Raw genomic sequence first — 15,930 nt, forward strand, 5'->3', positions numbered from 1 at the left:
GCCGGGACACCCGCACCACCCTGCGGGCAACAGCTCCTGCGGCCGCTCCAGGCGCCAGGCCCTGGTCCACGAAGCGGTCGCCCAGCTCCCGGCCGGGACCGACGCCGCGCAGCGGCGTGCCGCGGTCGACGCCCACCTGCACCGGCACGCGATGCTGCGCGCCGAGCAGCAGGTGTTCGACCGCCCGCTGGCCAAGGCCGCCGAAACGGCGCGCCGCGCGCTGCCGTGCGAGGACTGCGGCACCGGGCACGCGGGCGGGCCGTGCGCTCCAGGCGAGTGCGTGGACCTGGCCCTCGCCGCATCCGCCGACCTCGCCGACCACCGCGACGTCAACGCGACCGCCCGCCGCACCGAGGCCGATCTGCGCGCGGAGATGGTCGCCGCCCGACCGGCCGGTGCCGGCCGCGAGGACGTTCTCGGATCCGACCTGCAGACCGCCCGGGACGCCGTCGACACCTACCGCGCCGACGCGCTCGCCCGGCTGGCCCGTACGCCGCTGGCGGACGCCGAAGCCGAACTCGCCCATGACACCGCCTTGCGCGCCAACCGCCACCGCCTCACCGCCCAGACCAACGCCGACCAGGCCCGCGCCACCACCGCCCGATACCTGCTCCTCGAGCGCCCAGAGAGCGTGCGGGCGCTGCGCAACCGCGCCAACCGGATCCGCTCGACGGCCTCCGCCGGCCGGGAAGCGATTCTGCACCCCCGGCATGGAGCTGACAGCGGCCCGTGCGACGATCGCCCGTGGGTGCCCGCCAACCATTGCCCGCGGGCACCCACCCGTCCCGGTGAGTGGCCGGCCGACTCGTATCAGCTCCCCAGGCCGGGCCGGCCCTGACTGGATCACTCGCTTTGTCGTACCGGCCGTCTAGCCTCACCGGGGAAGGTCGGTCGATGCTGCGGAGGACTACTGATGAATGGCCTGGGCTGGATGTACGGGACGGACCTGCCGCTGGTGAGCGTCACCTTCGCCCGTGATCTCACTGCGCGACAGCTCCTGGAACGGATGGGAGCGGACCCCTCAACGCTCGCCGAACGGACCCAGGAGGAGTTCCACGAGGACTTCGGCGACATCCTCTACAAGGACGGCGCCTACGTCGTCACCGCCGGCCAGTATGGGGCGTGGGCATGGGTGTGGGAGCACGGCAGTTGGCTGTGTGTCGAGGACGACGACCTGCTCTGCGAGCTCTCGGCCGGGACGGCGGCACTGGCCCTGCACGCCAACGAGAAGCCCATGGTGGACTTCCGCTATGCCGAGAACGGCCAGCTGGTGACCGGCCTGGACACCCTCCGGGGCATCCAGCCCGAGTACCGCACCGGCCAGGACCCTCACCGCTTCGACTCCGAACTGCTGGCGCTGGGCGCCCGACCGGACACCGGAGAGACCGGGCCACTGGGACTGCGCGGGCTCTTCTACCGCCTCGCCGAAGGACTCGGCGCGGGCATGGACCGGTCCGATCTCCTTGCCGACACGGTCCTCACTGCCCGGCTGCAGCCACATCCCCATCGGGTTGCGTGACACGCCCCGCCTGTTCGACCATCAGGCGACGACCGTCACGATCGCCGGCCGGAGGAACAGCCGAAACAGCTGGTCGGCCGGCGCCCGGGGCGCCGCCTCCGGTGCAGGGGAAATACACCTTTACGCGCCGCCCAGCACCTCCGCCTCGCACATGCCCGCGCACCGCGCCGACTGGAGCGCTGTGCAGAGAGAGAGTGCGGGCGGTGGTGTCACAGCCTGGCTGTGACACCACCGCCCAGAGGGGTTCCTCACGGAACGCGACGCGATTATCGCGTGACTGTGGTGCTACCAGCTATCGCGAACGAATCGGAAGTCAGTTCCCGATCCTTCCTCGTGGTACAGCATGCTCTGCAGTGACCGCTTTTTCGGATCCCGCGCAGCAAATTCGATGAGATTGTGGTACGGGGGAGCTGGAAGCGGCTGGTGAGCTCGATGGAACTCTGCTACGGGGTCAGCGCCGATGATTTCCAGGGCGCGAAAGAGAAGTGCCATGATGGGGATGACCTCGCGAGAATCCCGGGTGGTGGCCATGGCTAGTTGCACGGCGGCCAGTCCGTCACGGGCAGCAATTATATCCCGTAGGCGCACGGCCAGAGTTGCCATTCGCCCTGCGAACGCTCCGAGGACGCCTGAGGAATTCGGATTGATGACTCCGAGGACCTCTGCCAGTTGGCCAGGGTTGGAAGCGGCTCGCATAACCTCCTGGATCGCCCTGTCTCGGTCGTTCGGAATTGGGCTGGGCCCGTATCCGTCAGCCCTGCGTGCGTCCAGAGCGCGGTCCTGTTTCTTTGTCAGTTGCATGCCGCTCACTTCACCGGGGGACGGAGGTAGTAGCCGTCCCAAGTGTAGCCAGCCTCGGTGAGCATCCGCAGCTCTGTCGCGAAGACCCGCTCCATCTTCTCGACCCTGTTCCAGATGTTATCGAAGCTGAACGGCGATCCGACGTAGATTTGGACGCGATCCTCGATGATTTTTTTGATCTATTCGGCATTCAGTGCAGGGGTCCAGTCCTCATCGGCCACATGGAGGATGTCGTAGCCGAAATCTCTCCAGTAGAGAACTTCCTTTGTGTCGACCCGGCTTCCGATGAGGGCAATGCGTGATGCTCGCGCTCCCTTTGCCGCGCCGCCTCCAGGCGCGATGATGCTGGCGAGACTGCCAGCGGTGAATGCGGGGTTGCAGGAGTCGCCGGGGAAGTTGGGGTCGAGGGCCGAGGGGAGTCCGAGCAGGAGGCCGTCGGTATAGCCGGTAACGAATTGTCCGACGGCTTCGGCAGCTTTGCTGGTCGCGTTTTTGATGGTTGCTGCTGCGGGCCTCGGTCTCCTCGGCGAGCGTCGACGGCTTTGCCATTTCTTGACCAGTCTGCATGGGAGTGTCATCCGGGCTGGCCTGTTGCGGTGTCAAGGAACAGCGCTCATCCTGGCAGACGTCGGTGGGGCCGTGCTGTGGATGCGTGGTCGGCGATGTGGAGGGGGCGGTCGGCGCTCAACAACGACGCACCGCAGACCTGCTCGGCGGCGGGCTCGGTCTCCCCCGTGGCTGCGTAGGTGAGAACGGAGAGCACTTGTCGATGGGTTTCGGCATCACTGTTCCTCCGAGAGCACATGAATGTCGGCGAGAAGTAGGAACACTCGACGTGGCATGAGCTATTGGTGGTCCCGTGCGGGGGCAGCGCCACTCGTGGCAAGATGACGGTATGTTGATCCGAAAGGCTGATGCCGCGTAGGCGTCCGAAGGGGCTGCGCGCGGAGCGTTGGCGGCCCAGAAGAGATGTTGCGGTTCGCCGGATCCGCGGTGTGTCCGCGGCAACTCGCGTAGCGATCCGGAAGTTGGAAGAAGAGCGCCTGTGGTCAGGGGCTGTGGTTGCTGCCCTGGCCGTGCCGGTGGTATCTGGGACAACCAGGGCGCGTTCTGCCGGATCCGGTGATGGGCTGCGAGTGCTGTGATCCCCTGGTGGCGCGAGACCTTCTAGAGGACGTGCTGCTGTGGCTTCCTCCTGGTGCTCGGGAAGACCTCGGCAGGCTCGTTGCCAGGTTGGACGCCGAGTTCGACCGCAGGGCCGTCTCCCTCTCTCACCTCATCCTGGCAACCCCGTTCAGTGCCTACGGGTATTGGCGCCGACGATTCCTGGAGAACTGAGGGTCAGGTGGCTTCTCGCCGCTCAGCCGACCGCCTGCTGCTGTTCGGCGCGGGCGCGGGGAGCAGTTGTTGAAGACGAGCCAGCAGGTGCAGCCGGCGGGGTCACCCCCGCGGGCGCGGGGAGAACGGCCGCGAATCCCCGCACCGACAGGCGCTTGGTGGCTGACCCCCGCCTGCGCGGGGAGAACGGCCTCTGGCTCAAGGCGCGCGAGGGCCGCTACGGCTGACCCCCGCGCAGGCGGGGGTCAGCCGATGCCCCGCTACGTCGTCACCCTCACCACCTCGTGCTCCCCGCGCCGAGCGCCGGGCGCAGGCCGAGGCCGCCGAAGCGGCGCGCCGCGCGCTGCCGTGCGAGGACTGCGGCACCGAGCACGCGGGTGGGCTGTGCGGGTCGTGCTGGGCCGCCCGCTCAATCCGGACCGTGGTGGGCGAGTGCGTGGACCTGGCCCTCGCCGCATCCGCCGACCTCGCCGACCACCGCGACGTCAACACCGTCGCCCGCCGCACCGAGGCCAAGCTGCGCGCGGCGATGGCCGCCGCCCGACCCGCCGGCGCCGGCCGCGAGGACGCCCTCGGGTCCGACCTTGAGACCGTCCGGGACGCCGTCGACACCTACCGCGCCAACGCCCTCGCCCGGCTGGCCCGCACCCCGCTGGCCGACGCCGAAGCCGGCCTCGCCCACGACACCGCCCTGCGTGCCGCCCGTAGCCGCCCCACCGCCCAGGCCGATGCCGACCAGGCCCGCGCCACCCCCGCCCGGTACCTGCTCCTCGAGCGCCTGGAGAGCGTGCGGGCGCTGCGCGAGCGCGCCAGCCAGCTCCGCTCGACCGCCACCACCCCGGCCCGCAAGGCGGTGAACGCCCGATGCCCCCGACCACCGGTGCCGATCTCGCCCGCACCGCGCCGCGCGCCAGGCCGCCCGCACCAACGACAACGCCCCCACCCCACGCACCGCCCGCGCTGAAGACGGCGCGACCTGGACTTCCCTGTCGAATCGGCGTGTCTGAGCCGTAGCCTGTCCCCCTAGGTTGATCAACTCGGCGGGGGTGTCATGACCGGGGGCGGGGCTGTGAACGAGAGCGGTCGAGCAACGAAGGACCTGGTCGCCGGGAAACCGGTGTCCGAGAACAGTGCGGCGCAGGGGGCGGCGGGTCCGCCGCCCGCTCCCCCTCGGCCCACGGCGCCACCCCACCCTCCACGGCCCACGCGGCCTCCGCAGGTGCGCATAGCCCCGGGCCGGCCCCGCTGGTCGCGGCACAAGCGACGGACAATCGCGCTCGGGCTGCTCACGCTGGCCGTGTTGCTCATCGCACTGGCCTACGCCGGGGCTCAAGCCGCTTGGTACGGCGGACTGGTGGTGCTCATCGAGGTCTTCTACCACCCGCTGCCGTACGGCGCCGCGGTACTGGTGCTGATCGTCCTCGCCGTCCTGATCGGGATGCGCTCCCGGATGACCAGGACGCTGTTGCTGGTCCCGTTCCTCGGCTGCACACTGCTGGCCTCGCCCCTCGCACTGCTCGTCTTCGGCAGCATGCCGCACAAGACCGCGGACCGGCCGGCGCCCGGCCGCTCCGACCGCAGCCTGGTGGTCCACGAGGGCGCCGCGATGATCGATCCGCTCTGGTGGGTCTCCGTGGACGCCGGCTCCGGCCTGACCGCACGACGGTGGCCGGTCGGCTACTTCAACGGCGACGACCCCGACAACGCACTGACCTCGGCGCAGTGGGACGGACCCGACCGGATCAAGCTGGCCACCCAGGGCGGCCAGGTGTTCGTGGTAGCCCTCGACCCGGAAACCGGCCGGCCTGAGCGCCAGGTACGGGCAGGCTGAAGGCTCGATCCTCGCCGAGCGCCCGGACGCCGTCGACCACCGGCTCGGCCTGGTCGTGGAGATGCTCGCCGCGGTCCAGGCCGCCGTCGACGCCGAACGTGCCGACGGCCAGTGGCCGTCGCTGCGGGCCCACCCGGGTGCCGAGCACGACCAGCTCGTCGCCGAGTACGCCCACCGCCGCTGCGACTGCCAGCACTGTCTGCACCGCGGCGGGCCAGGCGAGAGCGCACTCTCATGCCCGCCTGGAGGAAGGCCGCCGAGACTGGCCAAGGCCTCATCGGTGCCCTGGCCATCCCCTGCTGAACCGACGCACCGCCCGGTCGGCCGCGCGAGGCCGGCAGCTCCTGGCGCAGGTCCCGGCGGGCGCGCGGCCCCAGGTTCCTAGGTGAAGTGGTGTGGTCTCAGATCGTCTGGTCGAACGGTGTAGTGCTTCTCACCGCGGGGGAGGATCTGCTCGAGGCGGCAGATGGAAGCGGGTAGGCGGACGCTGATGACGGTGTCGCCGTAGTCCAGGCCGTTGGGGTCGTCCGGTCGGTCCGAGAACCAGATCAGGCCGGAGGGATCGTGGGAGATCATGTGCCGGCCGGCCAGGATCGCCGCCGCGGCTTCGCTGTCGGTGCGGTGGTACAGGAGCAGGTCCACGCCTTCCTCCAGGTTGGCAGTCCGCGCGGCACCACCGTGGGTCTGGGCAACTGGCACTCGGCGGGTTCCGGAGCCGCCAAGAGGTCACCCCTGCAGGCGCGGGGAGCGGATAGCGATGCCATTCACATTCTGGAGCCAGGATCACCCCCGCACGCGGGCTCGGGGAGAGACAGCCTGGACGTGACCGCAGGTCCGTCTGCCCCCTGCCCTGAACTGGTGCCGCGTGCCCCGAAGCGTCCCATCACTTGCCCGCCGGCCGCTACCGTCGACCCTGCGCACCGCCGCCACGGCGCCCGCCACCCAGGAGGAGGACCAGGTGACCACCCAGCCCGACCACCAGGCCCGCTCACCGACCCGTTCCCCCTCGACCTCGACCCCGCGAAGCTGCGCCGGTAATCCCGCACGGAACCGCGATGGCCGGGCCTCCCAGTGAGGAGCCCGGCCGTGGCATGTCGGTGAGCCACTGGCGGTCCGGGCCTCCCCTTCGCTCTTCCTCACCCCGGGCCGCGCCACCTGCCCTGCCGGACCACCGGGTACGGGCGGCAACCGGGTCACCGTCGCGGGCCGCCGCATCCGGGCCTGGCTGGGCGCGGCGTGCTCCGCCCCCGCACCCGTGGCCAGCGCGAGCCGGAGTTCCTCGCGGAGGTGCTTCTCGCCCTGGTCGCCGCCCACGGCTGGACTCTCGGTACCGCCGGCGGAGGCCTGCGCGACCACTGGCCTTCGATCGTTGGCCCCGACGCGGCCGACCACTGGCACCTCGCCGAAACGATCAGTAAGGGGGTGGGCCGGACGCGTCCGGCGCCCGGCCCCACTGAGCCCTTGAGAGGAACCCGCCAAGGCCGGCCGACGCACGTTCGACCAGCCGGCGCCAAGGACTAGTCATTCCTTCGGGATCTAGCTCTTTCAAGATCCGTCCCATATTCCCAGACGCTTGAGGTGACGCTGCCGGACCCGTTCCGAGATCGCTGTGAGAACGAAGACAAGCCCCAGGAACAGCCCGGATATCACAGCGAACAGGGGATCGTTTGGCTCCTCCTCGCGCGACAGCGAGAAGAGGAAGAGAGTGAAGGGCACAGCGGCGCAGAGGCCGGTGCCGATCGGGTGTCGGGCCACCCACTTCTGGGCTCGCGTCGGGCGCCGCTCCCCACCCAGGGCCCGATTCCAGGCCCAGAACCGATTCACCCCAGGGCCGAGCCGCGGGCCAGATGCGCTCGGATCCTCGGGTTCCTTGCCCTCGTCTCGTCCCGTACGGACGAGGGATGCCAGATAGCGGAGGAGACCTATCGTCGCCATGGCGAGCACCCCCCCGACTCCGGCCCGGGCCGAGGTTCCCACGAGGGAGGTAGTGGACAGCCTTCCGACCCAGTAGAGGCTGAGCACCACCAGGACGGTAAAGCACAGGACCGCTGCGAGCGCTCTGGACAAGCGGGAGTGGATCATCGTGGTGTCTCCGGATCTCGTGCCGCGTTTGAGGGATTGGCCTCGGGCGGAGGCCACTTGACCTGGGGTGGACCCGGTGGGCCTCCGGGCGGAGGCCCACCAGGGAGTGCTGTGGCCGTGCAGGTCAGCTGCTCAGCCAGGGTAGGTGAACGGGTAGGTGCTTCTAGTCATCAGCGCCACAATCCGCGGTGCTTGCCCGGTCCGCGGACGAAACGAAAGAGCGCTGCGCCGCCGATGCCGGTTGTCATAACGTTGGTGGCCGTGGCGCTGGCGTAGCCCTGCCACGTACGGTTGTTGTTGGTAAGGCGGTAACCGACTGCACCTCCCACGGCACTAGCGAGCAACACGCAACCTGGCGCGCCTGCCCCGCCTGTGGCGACCAGACAGCCGGTCGTGACAACGGCTGTGGTAGCCCAGGTGACGATGGTCTGCTTGTTGTTGTTCCAGCTGCGGCTGCCACGGCAGGAACCGTTCGGGTTCTTGCCGAAGGCGCACCAGCGGCCGTCGAGGTCGTACTGGCTCAGCGGGTCGCCGTAGACGTAGTCGTAGGCGTTGGCGTTGCCGCCGTAGACCGGGTCGACGGACAGGAAGCGGCCGGTGGTGGGGTTGTAGAGGCGCACGCCCATGAGGACGATGCCGTCCTGGGCCTCGGCGGAGCGTTGCTTGGCGCCGAGCCAGCCGTAGCGGGTGGCGGACTGGCCGGTGGCCGGGTTGCCGTACTCGTCGGCGTCGAGGAGGACGGGGGTGGTGAGGGCCGGGTCGGTGGTGAGGACCACCGAGCCGAAGAGGTTGGTGAGTTGGAGTTTGGTCTCTCCCGTGTTGGTGGTGGTGGCGGCGAGGTCGCCGTCGGTGCCGGGGACGTTGCGGGTCCAGGCGCTGGCAGCGTCTTCGACGGTCCACTTCGGGTTGTCGCTGGTCCCGCTGTAGTGGTTCAGGCGGGTCGCGGTGGTGGACCAGGCGCCATTGGCCTGCTTGGTGGCGATGGTGCTGCCGTTGAGGCGGCCGGCGGGGTCGAGGGTCCAGGTCTGCTTCGTGGTCGCGGTCTCCTGGGAGGCGACCAGGTCGTTGACCCGGTAGCCGACGGCCGCGGTCGGCGTGGTGAGCGTGCGGCCGAACGCGTCGTAGGTGTAGCCCGCGGTGGTGATCCGGTCCGCGCTGTCGTACGTGGACGCGGCCGTGGTGGCGCCGGTGGTGGTGCAGGTTCCGTCGGCGGCCGGGCCGGTGGTGCTCTTGGCGGTGCGGTTGTAGTGGACGTCGTAGGTGTAGGTGCGGGTGGTGCAGCCGGCGGCGGCCGTGGACTGCTCGGCCTTGGTGAGCCGGCCGAGGCGGTCGTAGGTGTAGGACTTGATGCCGTTGGTGCTGCTGTCCTTGGTCACCTGCTCCTGGGTGGAGACCTCCTGGTTCTGCGCCCAGACGGTCTTGCCGTCGGAGGTGCGCGTGTAGGTGCGGGCGACGGCCTTGCCGGAGGCGTTCAGGGTGTCCTTGCGGACGATGCCGCCGGGGTAGGTCTGCTCGACGAGCTGGCCGTCCGGGCTGTACTTCGCGGTGAACTCGCCGGCCCGGCTGTCGTTCACCGAGGTGAGCAGGCCGCGCGGCTCCTTGGCGCGGTCGTACGTGTAGGTGGTGGCACCAGTCGGGTCGGTGACCTTGACCGGCTTGCCGAACCTGTCGTACTCGGTGGTGGTGGTCGCGCCGTCTGCGTCGGTGTACGAGATCGTCCGGCCGAGGACGTCCTTCACCGTGGTGACGGACTTGCCGCCCGCCGTGGTCGACACGGCCTCGCCCGTTGCCGGGTCGTAGGCGGTGACGGACTTCGGTACGGCCTGGCCCTCGTCGCCGGTGACCTCCGCGGAGACGGTGCGGTCGACGGCGTCGTAGACGGTGACGGTCTTGCGAGTCTTGCCAGCGTTGGTCTCGACGACCTCCTCGGGCTTGCCGGTGCGCGAGTACCGGGTGACCTGCTTGACCGGCAGCGTGGTCGGCATCCGCGCCGCGTCCGCCCCGGTGATACCGGCGCCCGGCGCCGTGACACACGGCTGGCCCGCCCACTCGGGCCGGTTGGCACAGGCCGCGTTCGCGGCGTTGGCCCCCGCCGTGTAGTAGACCGACTTCACCGTCGAGGCGTCCGCCACGTCGGAGCCCGGAACCCGGACCTCCTCCGTGCGGCCCTGCGCGTCGTAGCGGGTGGTGGTGGTGAGCTTGGCGCCGAGCGCGTCGGTGGTCACCGTGGTCGGCTTCTTCAGCGTCCAGCCGGACGTGCCGCCGATCGGGGCGCCGTAGCCGTTCTGGGTGACCCGCACCTCCGCGTCTGCGGCGTAGCCGTCGATCCGGGCGCCGTCGGTGGCGGTGGTGACCAGGTGGTACGCCTGGCCGTCCGGCTTGCCCTCGTCGTAGGTGTTGGTGTTGTGGTCCCGGGCCACCACCGGCGTACCGGCGGCGAGCGTCGGGTTGACCGTGCTCTTGGTCAGCGTGATGGTGTCCAGGCCCGCGTGGTAACGGTCGCCCTGGCTGCCCGGGTTAGTGCCGGTGACGGTGAACTTGAGCTCGTGGTCACCGCGGGTCAGGCGGACGGACTGGCCGGCCGTGTACGGGGCCGTCGAGCCCGCGGGGTTGGCGTCGAAGGTGTCGATCGGCTGGCCCACGTTCTGCCCGTCGATCGCGAACTGGATGATGCCGTGGTCGTTGAACCGGGTCAGCTGCCCGGAGAGGACGTACTCGCCCTCCTCGGGGACGCTGACGCGCATGACGTCATAGGCGCCCGCCTGCGTTCCGACCAGGTTGAGCTGCGCTCCGCCGGACCACGACAGCGCACCGTTGTCGTTGATCACCCGCACCGGTGCGGTGGCGCCGAGCTGGGGCAGCTTCTCCGCCTCCCAGGTCGAGGTGACCGGGGTGCTCTGGCCGTTGACCTGCTCGGCGAGCGAGGCGCGGTAGACCGGGCCGAGCGTCTCGACGACGTCCAGGCCGTCCGCCGAGTACACGGTGCGTGAGTCGAGCAGACGCGCCCGCGACGCGGGGTCCGCCGGCAGGTTCAGCTCGGCGGCGTACCGGCCGGCGTCCGGGTGGGTGCCGAGCGCGATCGCGCGGTTGGTGGCCTCCAGGGTACGGACGGCGTGGCCGTAGCGGTCGTACTCCTTCGTCTCGATGTCGCCGCCGGGGGTGATGGACGGGGTGGCGGTGTTGACCTTGTTGCCGGAGGCGTTGAGGTAGTGGACGGTGGCCGGCTTGTAGCCGTCCTTGCCCGGCTTGGCCGCCGTGGCGGTGTTGGTGCCCGGATCGTCCTCGGGACCGAAGACGGCGGTGGCATCGGTGGGAGCGTCGGTCTGCGCCCACTTGGCGACGTCGGCGCCGCCCATGTCGTACGGGCCGCCCGCCGCACCGCCGGCGAGCGGCACGTTGTAGACCACGTTGGTCGCGGTCTCGCCGTTGACCTGGTCCTTGCTGCCCTGCGTGAGGGCGGCCCGGCGGACCTTGAGCAGGCGCCCCGGGTCCTGGTCGGCCGCGGCCTTGCCGTAGTCGAGGTTCCACGGCAGCTGGCCGGCGGGGGTGATCCGGGTGACCCGGCCCGCGTCGTCGTAGCCGTACGCGGTCTTCAGCGGCTGGGCCAGGCGCGGGTCCCAGGTCTCGACCAGGCGGCCCTTGTCGTCGTAGGCGTAGTGCACGACCTCGACGGCCTCCTGCTTGGAGGTCGCCGGGTTCCACGACCACACCTTCGCCGAGCGGATGCGGTCCTGGTAGTCGCCGGGCGTTGTCGCGGTGGCCGTGGTGACCTTGGCGTAGTCGTACTCCATGACCTCGCAGCCGCGCGGCAGCGGGTTGACGGTGCAGTGGTTGGCGTCGTCGACGCCCGGCTCGACCGGCGGGATGACGCGCTTGACCAGTGAGCGGCCGTCGGCGGTGTCGTACTGGTAGCGGGTGGCCGAGGCGGCCTCCGGGCCGATGTCACTGACGACCTGGTAGATGCTGGAGCCGGCCTGGCGGGCGAACACCGTCTTCGAACCGTCCAGCTCGGACAGCTCGTAGGTGGTGCCGGCGGTCTGCACGTCCCAGACCTGGTTCGGGCCGCGCCAGCAGGTCCAGATGGTGCCGCCCAGGTTCGCGTCCAGGCACTTGGACGACTGCTGGTTGCCGATCTGGCCGTCGGCGAGGACCTCCCACTTCTGGTTGGTACCGGCGTTGCAGTCCCAGAGCACGATCCGGGTGTTGTCGGTGGTGACGCCCCAGGGGTTGTCCAGGCACTTGCCGAGGATCTGGAAGCGCTGCTGGTCGTCGCGGGTCCACTGCTGGTTGGCGCCACCGGTGCACGGCGCCGCCTGCAGGTTGGTGCCGTTGTTGGCGGCGCCGTTCGGGACCTCCAGGCACTGTCCGGTCGCGGCGAGCACGAGGGCGCCGCTGGTGGCCGGCACGGCCTTGAGGGTGAGCGACTCGGCGCCCGGCTCCGGGAACAGGGTGCCGTCGGTGCCCTTGGCGAAGGTGAGCGTGGTGTCGTTGTTGCCCTTGATCTCGACCAGGTCGGACTGCGGGAACGACAGCGCGCGGTAGTCCGAGCCGGCGCCGGCGTCGGGTCCGCCGGCCCACTGCGGGCCGAACGGCGCGACGATCTCCTTCAGCGACAGGTCGTCGAAGAAGACCTCCTTGTCCGCCGCGGCGAAGCCGTTGACGAGGCGGAACCAGGCCTCGGTGGCGTCCTTGGGGACGGTCATGTCGACGCTCAGCTGCTGCCAGCCGTCCGTGAACGACGCCTTCGCGGAGAGCACCTCGCCATACCCGGCCGGCGTGCGGTGGACGCCCTGCAGGCGCAGGCCGATGTCGGCGCGGTCGGGGTTCAGGCCGGTCGCGCCCGGTACGTAGATCCAGCCGGTCAGCCGGTAGGTCTTCCCCGGCTGCATGTTCTGCCCGAGGCTGTAGCCCGGGCCGATCTCCGTGTAGGAGTTCGCGTTGCCGTTGGGCTTGACGAGCAGCGAGTCGGTGGAGCTGTCGTGACCGCGCGCGGTCGAGCGGCTGAGGGTCACCGGGCCGGGGGTGAAGCCGGCCGTGTCGGTGCCGATCTGGCGCTGGTTGGCCGCCAGGCGCTCGCCCTGCGGCTGCCAGCCCCGGTCCGTCCCCCGCGAGGAGGAGGTGCGGGTCACCGACATGCCGAACTCGCTGGCGTCGGTGGCGCTGGTGGAGTAGTCACCGGTGAGCAGGTTCACCGAACCTGGACCCGCGTCGGTGCTCGCGGCGCCGTCGGCGTTGCGGTCCACCGTGATGGTGTTCCACACGGTGGCGTAGCCGGCGCCGGAGCCGTCCTCGGGAAACAGCTTGGCGCGGATCTGGACGACGCCGCCGACGTTGCCGAGGGTGTCCAGGACGTTCCAGTTGGCGTGCGGGCCGAGGTCCGCCAGACGCGGCTTGTCCTCGGTGACCGGGGTGTTGTCGGCCTTGGTCAGGTTGGTCCGGGGCACCGCGTATTCGGTGGCGCCGGGGCCGCGGCGGTACTCGTAGACGACGCGCTTGAACTGCGTCTGGGCGTCGACGGACAGCTTGACGCGCTTGGCCGCCTGGGTGCCGTTGACCGGCGAGCTGATCCCGGCCTGGCCGACGTGGAACACGTACGGGGCGGCGGGCGGAGACAGGTTGCCCGCACGGTCCTTGGCCTGCACCGTCAGGACGCGCCGGCCCTCGGTCGTCGGGGTGATCGATGTCGTCAGCCCGGCCGTGGCGTTGACCGTGACCGGCGTGCCGCCGTCCAGCGTGTAGACGTACGCGGCCAGGTCGGTCGTCCCCGCGGACGGGGTGAATGTGAAGGAGCCCGGCTTGTTCGCCGTCCCGTGCCACGTCCCGTCCGACGGATAGTCCGCCGAGGTGACCGTCGGCGCGCCGGGGGCGGTGGTGTCGACGACGAAGTTCGTGCCGGCCCAGCCGGAGGCCGAGTTGGCGTCGGAGACCCTGGTCCACACCGAGTACGGAACGCCCTCGTCCAGCTTCGCCACACCGAGGTCGGCGGGGCCCACCTGGAGGTAGGTGTTGGCCGGGACCTGCCGGTAGATGCTGTTGACGAAGGTACCGTTGCGCCAAAGATCGACGTTCACACCGACCGTGCCGCCGTCGGGGTCGTCGGCGCGGACCTGGAAGCGCGGCGTCGCGGAGCTGGAGTACCGCGGCTCACCCGGCTGCGAGGGCTGCACCTCGATGCCGGACGGCGCCGACGGCACCGAGTTCAGGGTGATCGAGAGGTACGGCGGGTAGTCGCTCTCGGCGGAGCCGAACCGCTTCCACGACAGCGGACTGTTCTCGTCCGTCGCCTTCAGCAGCAGGCCGTACTCGCTGTAGCCGTTCTGGGCGAAGTACCGGACCATGTCCGTGACGTCGGTGTTCGTCCAGCCGGACCCGTCCGGGGCGGTGCACTGGTGGCTGTCATCACCGTCAAGGTCGTACGTCTCGTACGTTCGGGTCCACATCTGGCCCCACTGGGGTTCGTTGCCCCAGCGGGTCCACCAGGCGGCGCCGCCCGCGTTCCACACCTCCCACTGCTTCGCGACGCAGGAGGACGAGTGGTAGTTGAACAGACGCAGCTTGGCATCGAGGATCTGCTTGCCGTTGAACTTCCCACCCGGGATCGTCAGGTACGAGCGCGCCTTGACGCTGCCGTCGTAGCTGCCCAGCTTGAGGTCCTCCGAGCTGGAGGCATCGAAGTTCTCGTCGCTCTGGACGTAGGTGTCGAAGGTGGTACCGACATCGACGACCGGGTCGATGGTGACCGGGTACTCGGTCTTCTCATCGGCCAGGAACGCCGCGTCCGGGGTGAACACCAGCTCGGTGTCCGCGCCCTCGCCGCGCACCTCCATGGTCACGGGGGCCCGGTTCAGGTGCTCCAGCGAGGCCGGGTCCACCGCCGCGTCCCACATCACCGGCGACGGGATCTTCACGGCCGGCTTGCCGCTCGCCTTGTCGACCAGCTGGATCGAACCGTCCTGCTGCACCGCGACGTTGAGGCCGGTCGTGTCCAGCGGGATCGTCATCGTTCCGGCCTGCGCCACCGCGGAACGGTTCTTCACGATCAGGAACTGCTCGAAGCCGGTCCGGGTCGCCTTGAGTACCAGGTCGACGCCCGGGCGGGCGTCGACGTAGGTCGCCTTGCTGCCCTCGAGCCTCGGCTGCGGCAGCCGACCTAGCCAGCCAAAGGAGACCTGCTGCTCACCGGAGCCGATCGTCACCAGCGGGCGCTCGGCCGACTTTGCCTCGGGACCAGTAAGCGGGTTGACGTACGGGGTCGCCGGAGCAACCGACGGGGCTGCGTCGCGAGCCGCGTCACGGGAGGCGTGCTCAGGGGGCGTCTGCGTCGGGGTGGCGGAGGATGTCGGTGATGAGGTCGGCGGGGTTATGGACAAGCTGTCACCTACTGTGACCCCAGCGTCGCCGCCCTCGAAGGCCAGACCCTCCGGATGCGCCTTCGGCGCCACCTTGCCGTCCGGCGTCCGAACCAGCGTGGTGTCGACCGGCACCCAGGCGTCGCCAACCTTCATCCGCAGCGGGCCGGTGGACCGCTCGAAGGTCAGCGTCCCCTCCGGGTTCGCCCACAGGGTGACGAACTCGGTCCGGGCGTTCGTGACCTCGATCCGGTGCCCCTGGAGGCGTGCGGCCAACAGGGCCGAGGCCTCGTCGGGCGCCTCGGCGGCGGACGAGGCAGGGGGAGTTTGCGGGGCGGAGCCGGCGCCGGACTGCGGCGATGCCAGAGCTTCGGCAATCACGCCGGTCTGCACCAGAAGACCAAGAGTCAGGGCTGTGGATAGGCGCCGTATCCAGCGCAATGAAAAGGCCCCGCCGGTGGAACCGGACGAGGCCAGAGACCGTCGTTTCATCAGAACTCTCTCGAAGAGATGACACGTACTCAAATGGTTCGTTCAGAACCGGAATACAACCTCCCACTTTCAGTGGCCACGCAGGAGACCCCCAGGATGACGATCAGGTAACGGATCTTGGACCGAGAGTTATCGAGGGGCAATTTGGAATAATTATGCGCAATGATAGTTCTTGCCCAAATTGACCCTATTGGTCCGGAATTAATGCATTCTGGGGAAGAGTCTTTTAAATTACCCTGTTTGTACCCGCTCAGAGGTGATTACCGGCTACCTTCACCGTTTCGCCCGGCGTACCAGAGAGCGCGCGATGGCCGCCGGACCTGGTCGTCGCCGACGCGGCCGCGGCCGCCGAGGCCGGCACCACCCTCAGCGCCGACGACATCGTCGTGGCCATCGAGATCGCCTCGCCCTCCACCCGGGTCACCGACAAGAAGATGAAGCCGTCCCTGTATGCCGCGGCCGGCATCCCGCACTACTGGCGCCTCGAACTCGACCCCGCCCCGCGCCTCTACCTCGGC

At 69.7% G+C, this 15,930-nt stretch carries 5 protein-coding genes and 2 pseudogenes; 5 read left to right on the forward strand and 2 right to left on the reverse strand.

Annotation, left to right across the window (positions count from 1 at the left end):
• From ABT238_RS37490 to ABT238_RS37505, 4 genes and pseudogenes are all read left to right on the forward strand, one after another.
• Nucleotides 1-838, forward strand: a pseudogene (locus ABT238_RS37490) (hypothetical protein); the annotation flags it as partial.
• 75 nt (nucleotides 839-913) lie between these two features.
• Entirely contained in the window at nucleotides 914-1,519 is a 606-nt protein-coding gene (locus tag ABT238_RS37495) for a DUF6461 domain-containing protein (protein ID WP_350806567.1), read from the forward strand.
• Between the two features lie 2,560 nt (nucleotides 1,520-4,079).
• Complete coding sequence (locus ABT238_RS37500; protein WP_350806570.1) at nucleotides 4,080-4,622, forward strand: hypothetical protein; 543 nt, start codon at nucleotides 4,080-4,082, stop codon at nucleotides 4,620-4,622.
• A 336-nt stretch (nucleotides 4,623-4,958) separates the two neighbouring features.
• Nucleotides 4,959-5,489 carry a hypothetical protein gene (locus ABT238_RS37505; protein WP_350806577.1) on the forward strand — a complete coding sequence of 177 codons (531 nt, stop codon included), beginning with the start codon at nucleotides 4,959-4,961 and terminating at the stop codon, nucleotides 5,487-5,489.
• 381 nt (nucleotides 5,490-5,870) lie between these two features.
• Here ABT238_RS37505 and ABT238_RS37510 read toward each other — a convergent pair whose 3' ends face one another.
• On the reverse strand, nucleotides 5,871-6,131 hold the full coding sequence (locus ABT238_RS37510) for a hypothetical protein (protein WP_350806586.1): 261 nt from the start codon (nucleotides 6,129-6,131) through the stop codon (nucleotides 5,871-5,873).
• 1,610 nt (nucleotides 6,132-7,741) lie between these two features.
• Nucleotides 7,742-15,301: a ricin-type beta-trefoil lectin domain protein gene (locus ABT238_RS37515; RefSeq protein WP_350806589.1), complete on the reverse strand. Its 7,560-nt coding sequence runs from the start codon at nucleotides 15,299-15,301 to the stop codon at nucleotides 7,742-7,744.
• Between the two features lie 416 nt (nucleotides 15,302-15,717).
• Between ABT238_RS37515 and ABT238_RS37520 the strand changes: the two are divergent.
• Nucleotides 15,718-15,930: pseudogene (locus ABT238_RS37520) on the forward strand (Uma2 family endonuclease); the annotation flags it as partial.

Source organism: Kitasatospora sp. NPDC001527 (assembly GCF_040298605.1).
GTDB lineage: Bacteria > Actinomycetota > Actinomycetes > Streptomycetales > Streptomycetaceae > Kitasatospora.

Coding starts and splice junctions, on each gene's coding strand:
- ABT238_RS37495 (WP_350806567.1), top strand. CDS start 914: ATGAATGGCCTGGGCTGGATGTACGGGACGGACCTGCCGCTGGTGAGC.